The sequence below is a fragment of the Aeromonas sp. 600774 genome, from assembly GCF_049175075.1.
Lineage (GTDB): Bacteria > Pseudomonadota > Gammaproteobacteria > Enterobacterales > Aeromonadaceae > Aeromonas > Aeromonas veronii_A.
Genome location: NZ_JAAKUJ010000009.1, coordinates 202,694 through 215,488, shown reverse-complemented (window position 1 = coordinate 215,488; position 12,795 = coordinate 202,694). Strand labels below are relative to the sequence as shown.

Annotated in this window: 12 protein-coding genes; 6 read left to right on the top strand and 6 right to left on the bottom strand. The window is 54.6% G+C overall.

Annotated elements, in window-relative coordinates; genetic code table 11:
• Positions 1-216: hypothetical protein (locus G5171_RS11990; protein WP_421260224.1), on the top strand; the 216-nt coding region annotated here is incomplete at its 5' end.
• Positions 217-352: 136 nt separating this feature from the next.
• Here the strand turns inward: G5171_RS11990 and G5171_RS11985 are convergent.
• The 4 genes from G5171_RS11985 to G5171_RS11970 all read right to left on the bottom strand — a co-directional run bounded on the left by G5171_RS11985 (position 353) and on the right by G5171_RS11970 (position 4,885).
• Complete coding sequence (locus G5171_RS11985; RefSeq protein ID WP_421250801.1) at positions 353-2,284, bottom strand: putative bifunctional diguanylate cyclase/phosphodiesterase; 1,932 nt, start codon at positions 2,282-2,284, stop codon at positions 353-355.
• A 23-nt stretch (positions 2,285-2,307) separates the two neighbouring features.
• Positions 2,308-2,808, bottom strand: a complete 501-nt coding sequence (locus tag G5171_RS11980) for a molybdopterin-binding oxidoreductase (RefSeq protein ID WP_421260223.1) — start codon at positions 2,806-2,808, stop codon at positions 2,308-2,310.
• A gap of 104 nt (positions 2,809-2,912) precedes the next feature.
• A complete protein-coding gene (gene groL, locus G5171_RS11975) occupies positions 2,913-4,547 on the bottom strand; it encodes a chaperonin GroEL (protein ID WP_374807702.1) in 1,635 nt (544 codons plus the stop codon).
• 44 nt (positions 4,548-4,591) lie between these two features.
• Positions 4,592-4,885, bottom strand: a complete 294-nt coding sequence (locus tag G5171_RS11970) for a co-chaperone GroES (RefSeq protein ID WP_005309514.1) — start codon at positions 4,883-4,885, stop codon at positions 4,592-4,594.
• Positions 4,886-5,145: 260 nt separating this feature from the next.
• Here G5171_RS11970 and G5171_RS11965 point away from each other — a divergent pair, with 260 nt between their 5' ends.
• Positions 5,146-6,480: an MATE family efflux transporter gene (locus G5171_RS11965; RefSeq protein WP_236758186.1), complete on the top strand. Its 1,335-nt coding sequence runs from the start codon at positions 5,146-5,148 to the stop codon at positions 6,478-6,480.
• Positions 6,481-6,527: 47 nt separating this feature from the next.
• Here the strand turns inward: G5171_RS11965 and G5171_RS11960 are convergent, their stop codons facing one another.
• Positions 6,528-7,004, bottom strand: a complete 477-nt coding sequence (locus tag G5171_RS11960) for an FxsA family protein (RefSeq protein ID WP_005340570.1) — start codon at positions 7,002-7,004, stop codon at positions 6,528-6,530.
• A gap of 442 nt (positions 7,005-7,446) precedes the next feature.
• Here G5171_RS11960 and aspA point away from each other — a divergent pair, with 442 nt between their 5' ends.
• Both aspA and G5171_RS11950 read left to right on the top strand, forming a co-directional pair.
• The gene (aspA, locus tag G5171_RS11955; protein ID WP_005341227.1) at positions 7,447-8,889 is read left to right on the top strand and encodes an aspartate ammonia-lyase; all 1,443 of its coding nucleotides are present in this window, start codon (positions 7,447-7,449) and stop codon (positions 8,887-8,889) included.
• Positions 8,890-9,014: 125 nt separating this feature from the next.
• Positions 9,015-10,334 carry an anaerobic C4-dicarboxylate transporter gene (locus G5171_RS11950; RefSeq protein ID WP_021229055.1) on the top strand — a complete coding sequence of 440 codons (1,320 nt, stop codon included), beginning with the start codon at positions 9,015-9,017 and terminating at the stop codon, positions 10,332-10,334.
• Between the two features lie 560 nt (positions 10,335-10,894).
• Here G5171_RS11950 and tsaD read toward each other — a convergent pair.
• Entirely contained in the window at positions 10,895-11,908 is a 1,014-nt protein-coding gene (gene tsaD / locus G5171_RS11945; protein ID WP_005340567.1) for a tRNA (adenosine(37)-N6)-threonylcarbamoyltransferase complex transferase subunit TsaD, read from the bottom strand.
• A gap of 179 nt (positions 11,909-12,087) precedes the next feature.
• Here tsaD and rpsU point away from each other — a divergent pair, with 179 nt between their 5' ends.
• Both rpsU and G5171_RS11935 read left to right on the top strand, forming a co-directional pair.
• Positions 12,088-12,303 carry a 30S ribosomal protein S21 gene (rpsU, locus tag G5171_RS11940; protein ID WP_005309452.1) on the top strand — a complete coding sequence of 72 codons (216 nt, stop codon included), beginning with the start codon at positions 12,088-12,090 and terminating at the stop codon, positions 12,301-12,303.
• A 15-nt stretch (positions 12,304-12,318) separates the two neighbouring features.
• Positions 12,319-12,762 (top strand): GatB/YqeY domain-containing protein, encoded by a 444-nt coding sequence (locus G5171_RS11935; protein WP_005341238.1) that lies wholly within the window; start codon positions 12,319-12,321, stop codon positions 12,760-12,762.
• Positions 12,763-12,795: the final 33 nt, after the last annotated feature.

The following is a 12,795-nucleotide window of genomic DNA, read 5'->3' as shown; positions in this document are numbered from 1 at the left end:
GAAAATCAAAAATTGTTTTTGATGCTCGATGCTGTGAGTGCCCACACAGATTGCTTGATTCAAATTGTTAAAGAGCGACGCAACAGTTCGTTGCTGCGGGAGTGGAATTCTACTCAACCGCCTTCTCGAGTCAAGCCTTATTTTCAAAGGCTTTTCGAGGTTACCGACGAGGTTGTTTGCGTTGCCGCTTGCCCTGTCGATGGAGGCGCATTATAGGGAGTGAATTCGTTCTGGCAAGGCTAAATTGCATGTTTTTTTGATAAAACCGCACAACCGTTCAAACAACAAACAAAAAGAAGAAAGTTCGAGCTAAATCACACATTCTGGGGGCAGATGACAGGCAAGCCCCCTCTCAACTCATATAAGCCATTTCGGATTGTTGACGCGCCAGCCAAAGCTCCTCCATCTCCAACAAGGTTTGATAGATTTTTTCCGCCTGCTCTGGTCGGCTGAACAGATAGCCCTGCCCATACAAGTGGATATCGGTCAGAGATCGCAGTACATCCAACTGGGCCTGTGTCTCAATACCTTCACACACCAGACTCTTGCCCAACATGGATCCCATCCGACAAATATTGGCGACCAGTTCGGATGCCTCCATTGAGGAGTCAATGCCCTGTATAAAGGAGCGGTCGATCTTCACTTTGCTGACCGGTAACTTTTGCAGATAACTCAAAGATGAATAACCAGTACCAAAATCGTCCAATGCTAACAGTACCCCCTGCTGATTGAGATCCTGCATCAGTTGCAGCGAGTTCTTTACTTCCCGCATGGTAGTATCTTCGGTGACTTCCAGTACCAGACTGCTGGCAGGCAAATGGTGCTCCATCAATGCTTTTGCTACCAGTTTGAGCAGATTGCGCTGATACATACCCGGCGAGATATTCACGCATATCTGCAGATCGACCATTCCAAGCTGATGCCACTGATAAAGTTGCTCACAAGCAGTGTTAAGCACCCAACTGCCAACTCTCTCAGCGAGCTGAAACTCCTCAGCCACCATGATGACTTCATTCGGAGGAATAAAACCAAGCTCTGGATGACGCCACCTTAGTAAGGCCTCAACAGCTTCACAGCGTCCACTTTCAAGGTTGACGATGGGCTGGTAATAGAGTTCCAGCGCATTATGCTCCAGCGCCATAATCATGTCCGAGGCAAGATGCTTGCGCCGAGCCGTCTCGTTAAGCAGGGAGTTATCGTAAATCACATAGGGGACGTGGGTCTTGCGACTATGAAACAGAGCTTGTTCAGCACGACTCAATAACTCCTGTGTTTTGTCGCTGTCCATCGGATAGAAGGCAATCCCGATCCCCACCTCGAGCCGGAAGGGATAGTTATCATAGACGATATCTTGCTTCAGAGCGTGCAGCAGTCGCGCTACCAACTCCCTGACCTGACGCAGATCACTGCTACCACGCTGAATAATGGCAAATTGATCGCCCCCCAAACGACCACTCCACTCCCCTTCCTCACACAGCAATCTGATCCGTCTGGCCAATTCACTGAGCAAAAAATCGCCCGCATCATAACCAAACTTGCTGTTGATATCTCTGAAGTCGTTGATATCGACCAGAACCAGTCCGAAAGGCACCTCCTGAGTGGCACAGAGCTCCATCCGTTCCAGCAATGCCACCCGATTGGAGAGGCCAGTCAACGGGTCGCGCCTTGCGGCCCTAAAATGACGTCGAGCTTCATATATAAGAAGCGAACTAAGTAGTAAAACCGAGATCACCAACCCCGACACCATCAACAGCAGAGCATTACGTAATTGGCCAAAGTGGCGATCATTCTCTGAGTAGATGTTGATGTTCTTCTGCATAACGGAAGCTAGTGCATATGATAAAGGCTCCTGCAAGGGGGCCAGACGCATCATTACTTGCTGGTAGACAGAGTCACCGCTCTGCAGTTTGGTAATAACAGGCTCTATATCACGAATGTTGTTTTCAATCAGTTGCACCAAGCGCAAGGTTTTCTGCTTGTCTTGCATGCTTTTACGCAACTGACCGCTCAACAGGATAGGGGTTCTGCTCCAGAGAATGTCATAACGCAGCATCAAGTCATTGTGCTCTATTCCACCATAATGGTAGACCTCTACAGCACTGAGGAAGCGCCCCAGTTCAAGCTGCAACTGCATCAGCGCCCAGGAGACATCATAGGTATATTTCTCCATTGCTCTGGTCGCATTCTGGATCTGAACCAGACAATAGAGGGTACTCCCGGTAAATGACAGGATGGATACATACAGAATGACGAGCAGTGGCCACGCCCTGGTCTTTCCTTTCACCCCGTGCTCCCGTGACTCTTTTATCAGTGTTGGATATCTATCAGATCCAGCTGCCAAATCATCATGTCGGTATATTCAGAGCGCTTCAGCTCCGGATATTGATCAAGTGGCAACATAAACCAGAGCGGCCCCTTGTCACGAATCTTCATGGTTACCCCGTCATCTTCCCAAGCAAGGATAGGGTTATACTTGGCAACTTTGTCCCAGTTGATGCGGATCTGAAAACTGTTCAATGCTGTCAGGGTTATGCTCTTGCCATCAGCCCCCACAGCTGCCAGCACGTCTGCCACCTTGGGCCCTCTGTACTTATGAGGTTTATCAACCCAAGGGTTGCTGGTGACTATCTCATATTGCGGCAATGCCTGCAGCGTGGCCAAGTCAAAAAGCACTTTGCCATCGACCTCATCTGCGGCTCTGATATTGCCGCTTACTTTCAAGATCACTGGTCCCTTGGGGGCCTCGGCAGCCAACAGCGGCATGGTAATCAATGCAAACAGCAGAGTTATCCATCTGAGCACCTTCATCTTTCCTCCATACACTTTTCTGCTATCAACAGACTCAGTTTAGTCAGATATAAAAAAACGGCCCGCCAAGGCGAGCCGTTTCTCAAACAGAGCCGGGATGATGATTACATCATGCCCATGCCGCCCATGCCACCCATATCAGGCATGGCCGGAGCATCTTTCTTCGGCAGTTCGGTGACCATGCACTCGGTGGTGATCATCAGACCGGCGATGGAAGAGGCAAACTGCAGGGCGGAACGGGTTACCTTGGTCGGATCCAGGATACCCATGGCCAGCATGTCGCCATACTGTTCGCTGTAAGCGTTGTAACCGAAGTTGCCTTCGCCGTTCTTCACTGCGTTGGCAATGACGGAGGCTTCTTCACCGGCGTTGATGACGATTTGACGCAGCGGGGCTTCCATGGCGCGCAGGGCAACCTTGATACCGACGTTCTGGTCTTCGTTGTCACCACGCAGACCAGCCAGTTTGGCTGCAACGCGAACCAGCGCGACACCACCACCGGCAACCACACCTTCTTCAACCGCGGCGCGGGTAGCGTGCAAGGCATCTTCCACGCGTGCTTTTTTCTCTTTCATCTCGACTTCGGTGGCTGCGCCAACCTTGATCACGGCAACACCGCCAGCCAGCTTGGCTACGCGCTCTTGCAGCTTCTCACGATCGTAGTCGGAAGAGGTCTCTTCGATCTGCTGACGGATCTGGGCAACACGGCCTTCGATCACACCGGCATCACCCACGCCATCGATGATGGTGGTGTTCTCTTTGGTGATGACGATGCGCTTGGCACGACCCAGATCTTCCAGAGTCGCTTTTTCCAGCTCCATGCCAACTTCTTCAGAGATGACGGTACCGCCAGTCAGTACGGCGATATCCTGCAGCATGGCCTTGCGACGGTCACCGAAGCCAGGCGCCTTGACGGCAGCCACTTTCACGATACCGCGCATGGTGTTGACCACCAGAGTCGCCAGGGCTTCGCCTTCTACGTCTTCGGCAACGATCAGCAGCGGTTTGCCAGCTTTGGCAACACCTTCCAGCACCGGCAGCATTTCGCGGATGTTGGAGACTTTCTTGTCAACCAGCAGGATGAACGGATCGTCCAGCTCGACAGAACCGGTTTCCTGCTTGTTGATGAAGTACGGAGAGAGGTAGCCGCGGTCGAACTGCATACCTTCAACAACAGCCAGCTCATCTTCCAGACCCTGACCATCTTCAACGGTGATGACGCCATCGCGACCCACTTTGTCCATGGCTTCAGCAATCAGCTTGCCCACTTTCTCGTCGGAGTTTGCGGAGATGGTGCCCACCTGAGCGATGGCATTGCTGTCGGCGCACGGCTGGGACAGTGCTTGCAGCTCGGCAACAGCCGCCACAACGGCCTTGTCGATACCACGTTTCAGATCCATCGGGTTCATACCGGCGGCAACGGCTTTCAGACCTTCGTTGACGATAGCCTGAGCCAGAACGGTTGCAGTAGTGGTACCGTCACCGGCGGCATCGTTCGCCTTGGAAGCAACTTCCTTGACCATCTGGGCGCCCATGTTCTGGAACTTGTCTTCCAGCTCGATTTCGCGCGCAACAGATACACCATCTTTAGTGATGGTCGGAGCGCCAAAGGACTTGTCCAGCACCACGTTGCGGCCTTTCGGGCCCAGAGTCACCTTGACGGCATCAGCCAGAATGTTGACACCTTCCAGCATCTTGATGCGAGCTTCGTTACCAAACTTGACGTCTTTAGCAGCCATTTTCTTCAATCCTTTCTATCAATTCGGGGAAAATCGGGGATGGATTACTCTTCGACAATCGCCAGGATGTCAGTCTCGGACAGGATCAGGACGTCCTGACCATCCAGCTTCTCGGTCTTCACTCCGTAGCCTTCGTTGAAGATAACCTTGTCACCAACCTTCACGGCCAGCGCTTTCACATCGCCATTATCCAGGATGCGACCAGTCCCCACGGCAAGCACTTCACCACGGGTGGACTTCTGGGCCGCAGTACCAGTCAAGACGATACCGCCGGCAGATTTGGCTTCAGCTTCGATGCGCTTGATGATGACGCGGTCGTGCAGTGGACGAATTTTCATCGATAACTCTCCCAAAATGAGTCTCATTGTTGCTTTGAGGAATGGCCGTTCCAGGCCAAATCAGATATGTCCCTGATGTGGGGCAGAGTTGCTAACCCTTCAAGGGCAAATACAAAAAAAATTTTTTCACGTACTATAAACATCTTCGATGGTTCAGCCATGTCCGCACTCTGGAGCAAGGTCGGTTCAAGCCGCCCGGTTTCCATGCCAGAACCTTCAAAGCCAGCTGTAGAGACGAGCCCTTGACCCGCACCAACCCCATGCTGACAGCCCCTATTCCGGTCGTACTGCGCCAGATGACGGGCCCCATGATCTTCGGCATCATCGCCATTCTGGCCTTCAATCTGGTCGATACCTTTTTTATCGGTATGCTGGGAACCGAAGCTCTGGCCGCCATCAGTTTTACTTTTCCTGTCACTTTTGTGGTCACCTCGCTGGCGATGGGATTGGGTGCCGGATTGTCAGCGGTGATCGGTCATACCCTGGGGCAGGGCAAACACGATGAGGCAGCCCATCTCGCCACCGACAGCCTGTTTCTGGCGGTGATCATGGTAGCCCTGCTCTCCGCGGGGGGGGCTCTCACCATCAAGCCTCTGTTTACTCTGTTGGGGGCCAGTGCCGAGCTTATCTCTCTCATCCATGACTACATGCTGATCTGGTATCTCACCGTCCCCATGCTGGTGCTGCCCATGGTGGGCAATGCCGCCATCCGGGCGACCGGCGATACTAAAACCCCCAGTCTGGTGATGGCAGTAGCCGGGCTGGTCAACGGGGTACTGGATCCTCTGTTGATCTTCGGTATCGGCCCCTTTCCCGAATGGGGGATCCGCGGGGCCGCCATCGCGACCTCTCTCTCCTGGTTGATGGCGATGCTGGTCAGCCTCTATATCCTGCGTCATCGGGAAGGCTTGCTGCTGTGGCGCCTCTCGCCGCGAGCGCGATTGCTAACCCACTGGCGGGCGCTGCTCCATGTCGCCGTCCCCGCCTCTTTTACCAATATGCTCAACCCCCTGGCCAATGCGGTGCTGATGACGATCTTTGCTGGACTGGGTACCGAGGTGGTGGCCGCTTACGGCGCCGCATCGCGGGTCGAGGCGCTGCTGCTGATTGTGATGATGGCCCTCGCCTCCGTACTGGCCCCCTTCATCTCGCAAAACTGTGGCGCCGGCAATCCGGCCCGCGCCAAAGCTGCACTGCAGAGCTGCATGAGTTTTGCGTTGCTGTTCCAGCTCGCCATCTATGGCCTGACCTGGCTACTGGCGCCACTCATCGCTAACCTGTTCAGCGATCATCCACAGGTCATCCGCCTGATTATTCTCTATCTGCATCTAGTGCCGATCGGTTACGGATTTCAGGGCATGGTGATGCTGCTGGCCTCGGCACTCAATGGCGTGCGGGCATCCAGTATTTCGTTCTTGTTCAACGGATTGCGACTGTTTGGTTTTCTGTTGCCAGGAGCCTGGCTGGGGGCAAAGCTGGGGGGAGAACAGGGGATATATCTGGGGATCTTGCTGGCCAATCTGGCGGCGGGCACCCTCGCATGGTGGTATGCCCGACACCGCTTCGAGGCGTTGTGCCATCAGGGTAAACCCTGATTCAGTCACTCACCTCGGGTTTTCGTTTCGTCGATTACTCTTTACGCTCACTCTTTGCGCTCAAATTCGCCTTCGATGGTGGTGCCGCCCTGCTTGGCGTTCCCCAGATGATCATCGGACGGTGCGTTGCCAAACGGCGATTGAGTACGCTGGAAACCGCCCATCTGCATCCGGAACTGGCTGCTGCCGATCAGCTTGTCAGCCAGTTTGTTGCGCAGCCAGGGTTGCAGCAACAGCACACCGAAAATGTCGGTCACGAAACCCGGGATAATCAGCAGCAGGCCCGCCAACGCCAGCATCATGCCCCCCATCACCTCGCGGCCCGGCATCTCGCCCATCTGCATCTTTTGCTGGGCGCTGAACAGGGTCTTGATCCCTTCACTGCGCACCAGCGAGGAGCCCAATACCGCAGTCAGTATGAGCAAGCCGACAGTCGGCAGCGCCCCGATTACCGAGCCGACCTCGATCATCACGGTGAGCTCCAGCACAACCAGACCCACCAACAACAAAAACAACTTGCCCATATCCACTCCAGCACCGGTAAATTGAGAAAAAGTGGCGCCCATCCAACGATGGTCAGAGGCGATTTTGCCGCCCCGTCATCACCACTTTCTGCCCTGAATAAATGGGGGCCGTCCCCCCTTTTTCAAGTTGGTCAACTGACTCCTACGTCATCAGCAATCTAAAAAACCAGCAAAAAGTCACAAAAATATATAAAAATCATCACGATAAAAACTTCATAACATATGTGTACTTTCCTCAAAGTAATTTGAAAATGTCGCAAATTTAGTGATCCACCTCTAATAACCGATACCTCAATTGGAGTAGTATATTGATTAGTTTTTCGGGAGGTCACTCTCCCTACCGCCCCACTCGATGTGTGGTGCTTCAGGATGAGCTGTGCGCAAGGAACTCGCGACCACTCGGTGAGGATTTTTCCATTTATCTGATTTCTGAGGCATTACAATGAGCGACATCAAGAACGTCCGCATTGAAGAAGACCTGCTGGGCACCAAAGAAGTTTCCAATGATCTCTACTACGGTGTGCACACCCTGCGCGCTGTCGAGAACTTCAAGATCAGCTCTCAGAAGATTTCTGACGTTCCGGAATTTGTCCGCGGTATGGTGCTGACCAAGAAAGCTGCTGCACTGGCAAACGGCGAGCTCGGTACCATCCGTCCTGAAATTGCTGACAAGATCGTAGAAGCCTGCGACCTGATGCTGAACACAGGCAAATGCTTCGACCAGTTCCCGGTCGACGTTTACCAGGGAGGTGCCGGCACCTCCGTCAACATGAACACTAACGAAGTACTGGCCAACATCGCCCTGGAAATCATGGGTCTGGAGAAAGGCCGTTACGACGTCATCAACCCGAACGACCACGTCAACAAGTGCCAGTCCACCAACGATGCTTACCCGACCGGTTTCCGCGTTGCTGTGGTCAACAGCACTGACGTGACTCTGCATGCTCTGGAAGCACTGATCGCCGCTTTTGATGCCAAAGCAGAAGAATTCAAGAAGATCCTGAAGATGGGGCGTACCCAACTGCAAGATGCGGTTCCGATGACCCTGGGTCAGGAGTTCCACGCATTCGCCGTGACCCTGCGTGAAGAGATCAAGTCCATCAAGCGTTGCCAGGAGCTGCTGCTGGAAGTGAACCTGGGCGCGACCGCCATCGGTACCGGTCTGAACACTCCGCCCGAGTACTCTGCACTGGCCATCAAGCGTCTGGCCGAGATCACCGGTCGTGCCTATGTACCGGCAGAAGATCTGATCGAAGCGACCTCCGACTGTGGCGCCTACGTCATGCTGCACGGCGCCATCAAGCGTCTGGCCATGAAGCTCTCCAAGATCTGTAATGACCTGCGTCTGCTCTCCTCCGGCCCGCGCACCGCACTGAAAGAGATCAACCTGCCGGAAATGCAGGCGGGCTCCTCCATCATGCCGGCCAAGGTCAACCCGGTTATCCCGGAAGTGGTCAACCAATCCTGCTTCAAGGTATTCGGTAACGACATCACCATCACCTTCGCCGCCGAAGCCGGTCAGCTGCAGCTGAACGTCATGGAGCCGGTGATTGGTCAGGCGATGTTCGAATCACTGAGCCTGATGGAAAAAGCCTGTATTTCCCTGCGCGAGAAGTGCGTGGAAGGTATCACCGCCAACCCGGAAATCTGCATGAATCACGTGCTGAACTCCATCGGTATCGTGACCTACCTGAACCCCTTCATCGGCCACCACGAAGGGGATATCGTCGGCAAGATCTGTGCCCAGACCGGCAAGAACGTCCGCGAAGTCGTTCTTGAGCGCGGCCTGCTGAGCGCCGAGCAGCTGGACGAAATTCTCTCCATCGAGAACCTGATGAACCCGCAATACAAAGCCAAGCGTTTCACCCGCGAAGCTGCCGTATAAGCGAGTGTGGGCCGGGATCTTCCCGGCCCATAAAGTCAGTTCCCGATTGGTCTTTATCCCCAGCCCGATCGGGAATTGGCTTTTTGCCAAATAAAAACCAAAAACTAAAAAATGGAGTTATCGCTATGATTGGAATCGAGTTACTTGTCGTGCTCGCCGCTATCTATCTGGGGGCCCGGATAGGCAGCATCGGCATCGGCTTTGCCGGTGGTCTGGGGGTACTGGTATTGACGTGGGGTCTGGGCATGCCCATCCCGAGCGATCAACTGGTCAGCTACATCCCCTGGGATGTGATCATGATCATCGCGTCCGTCATCTGTGCCATCGCCTGTATGCAACTGGCTGGCGGGATGGACTATCTGGTCTTCCTGGCAGAAAAAGCGCTGCGCAAGAACCCCAAATACATCACCTTCGCCGCCCCGGTGGTCACCTATCTGATGACCATGCTGGCCGGTACCGGTCATACCGCCTTCTCCACCCTGCCGGTGATCGCGGAAGTGGCCAAAGAGCAGGGGATCCGTCCGTCCCGTCCGCTCTCCATCGCAGTTGTCGCCTCCCAGATCGCCATCACAGCTTCCCCGATCTCTGCCGCTGTGGTTGCCTTCTCCGGTATGCTCGAGCCGTTTGGTGTTGACTACCTGACCCTGCTGGCCATCTGCATCCCCTCTACCTTCCTGGCCTGTATCCTGGGCGCCTTCATTGCCAACATGATGGGCAAGCCGCTGGAGCAGGACGAAGTCTATCTGGAGCGCAAAGCCAAGGGTCTGATCAAACTGCGTGGTACTACCAAGCTCGAGATCAAACCGTACGCCAAGCTGTCGGTCTGGATCTTCATCGCCGCCATCGTTGCTGTCATGGCTTATGCCACTGCCATCTCCGGTAAAGTGGGCCTGATCACCAACCCGCCGATCCCCCGTGACGGCGCCATCATGGGCATCATGCTGGCCGCGGCCACCATCATGACCCTGGTGTGCAAACTGGACGCCACCCAGGTCACCAACATGCCGACCTTCAAGTCCGGTATGTCCGCCTGTATCTGCGTACTGGGTGTGGCCTGGCTGGGTAACGTCTTCGTTAAAGGCAACATGGACACCATCCAGCTGATCGCTGGCGATCTGCTGAACCAGTACTCCTGGCTGCTGGCTGTGGTGCTGTTCTTCGCTGCCATGCTGCTCTATTCACAAGGCGCCACTACCAAAGCGTTGATGCCTGCCGCACTGGCACTGGGTGTCAGCCCGCTGACTGCGATTGCCTCTTTCGCAGCCGTGAGCGCCCTGTTCGTACTACCGACCTACCCGACTCTGCTGGCCGCGGTAGAGATGGACGACACCGGCTCCACCCGTATCGGTAAGGCGGTCTTCAACCATCCCTTCTTCGTACCGGGCACCGCCACCATCGCCATCGCCGTGGCACTGGGCTTCTTCTTCGGCGGCATCCTGCTGTAATTCATCGCCTGCCGATCGCCAAATAAAAATCCCCGCCAGTTGGCGGGGATTTTTTTATCTCTTCCTCTAGCGCTTTGAGTGTTGCGACCATGTAAGGCAAGTGATGGTAACGCTCGCCTTATAAGGTCCTAAATGGCCGTGAGAGCCTTTTGGCTGCTCCGGAAAGGCTATCCCTCACCAACCCATCACTATCGCTTTATAGGACGCTAATGGCGCGATCTGATTTATCGCGTCATACAAGAAGAGCGGGAAGCCACTGTTAAAACAGATATAGAAAAACCAGAGAGAGCGGCAGATAGCAGAACGAACAGCTATAAGCCGAGATGAGGGTATATCGGCAAAAGCCATAAATTCAGTTTATTGCGAGCAATATGCGTCCCAAACAGGCTCCCAAACAGGCTTCGGGATGTTGCAGCAGGTCTGGCTGAGCCGCTGCCGATGTGAAGGGAAACATGTCGAGAAACTGGCAATAAAAATGCCTCGAGCAGGCTTCCGGATTATCGGGAGCATGCCCAAGGCATATCAAAACACCCGTCCGACAAGGAGCAGATTCCTCGGGATCAGACCGGATCCAAGGTATCCAGCGGCCAGCGCGGCACCGCTTTAACCGCCAACGGCTCGAACACGCCCGCCTTCAGACGCTGCATACCGGCATAGGCGATCATGGCGCCGTTATCGGTGCAATATTCAGTGCGCGGATAGAACACCTCGCCCTTGAGGCTCTCCATCAGCTCGGCCAGCTGGGCACGTAGATGGCGGTTGGCACTGACACCTCCAGCGACTACCAGACGCGTAAGACCGGTCTCTTTCAGCGCACGACGGCACTTGATGGCCAGGGTATCAACCACCGCATCTTCGAACGCCCGAGCGATATCGGCACGGGTCTGCTCATCATCACCATTGGCAGCAATCGTGTTTGCGGTGAAGGTCTTGAGGCCGGAGAAGCTCATGTCGAGCCCGGGACGATCTGTCATGGGACGGGGGAAGTGGAAGCGTCCCTTAGTGCCTTTCTCGGCCAGACGGGAGAGCAGCGGACCGCCCGGATAATCCAGCCCCATCAGCTTGGCGGTCTTGTCGAACGCCTCGCCAGCGGCATCATCGATGGATTCCCCCAACAGCTGATAGCTGCCGATGCCGTCAACCCGCACCAGCATGGAGTGACCACCGGAGACCAGCAGCGCCACGAAGGGAAACTCGGGGGCTTTCTCTTCCAGCATGGGGGCCAGCAAGTGCCCTTCCATATGGTGGACGGCGATAGCAGGCTTGTTCCATGCCATCGCCAGCGAACGACCAATAGTGGCGCCCACCAGAATGGCGCCAACCAGACCAGGACCCGCGGTATACGCGATGCCGTCGATGTCATCTTTGCCCAGTCCCGCCTCTTGCAATGCGGCCTGGATCAACGGGATCGTCTTGCGAACATGATCCCGGCTGGCGAGCTCGGGGACGACGCCACCGTAGTCCGCATGCAGCTTGACCTGGCTGTATAACTGATGGGAAAGGATCCCTTTTTGATCGTCGAAGATCGCGATCCCGGTTTCGTCACAGGATGTCTCTATGCCCAATACACGCATTGCTAAAAATTTTCACTGCTAAAATGAGACGGCTATGGTAACCTTCGCGGGTTTTTTAAACCAGAGCGATCTCTGCGGGTTTACTTTCATTCCCTGTCCAGAGTATAATTTCGCACCATTTTAAGACATGCTGATCGATTGAAGGTCAGCTAACAATTTATCACTGAGGTGAAAGGCACATGCCAGTAATCAAAGTCCGTGAAAATGAGCCGTTTGACGTTGCTCTGCGTCGCTTCAAGCGTTCTTGCGAAAAAGCCGGTATCCTGTCCGAAGTTCGTAGCCGTGAGTTCTACGAGAAGCCGACTACCATTCGTAAGCGCGCCAAAGCGTCTGCTGTCAAGCGTCACGCCAAGAAGCTGTCTCGCGAAAACGCACGTCGTATCCGCCTGTACTAATCAAGGGATCATGCCGTGTCTCTGAAGGATCAACTCAAGGATCAGCAAAAGCTCGCCATGCTTGCCAAAGACAAGCCGCGGTTGGGCGCTATCCGATTGTTGATGGCAGAAATCAAGCAGCGTGAAGTCGATACCCGTGTCGAGCTCAATGATGAGGATATCCTCGCTGTCGTGACCAAGATGGTCAAACAGCGCCGCGATTCCATCAGCCAATTTGAAGCTGCCGGTCGCCAGGATCTAGCCGACAAAGAGTCCGCCGAGATCGTTGTGCTGCAGGAGTTCCTGCCACAACAACTGACCGCAGATGAAATTGCCGCCCTGATCGAGCAAGCCATCGCCGAGAGCGGTGCTGCCGTCATGGCTGACATGGGTAAAGTCATGGCTGTCTTGAAGCCAAAAATTCAGGGGCGTGCCGATGTCGGCGCCGTCAGTGCTCAGGTGAAAACCCGCTTGGCGTAACAGGCAACTCTCTTGTTTGGTCGAAGAAGCCGT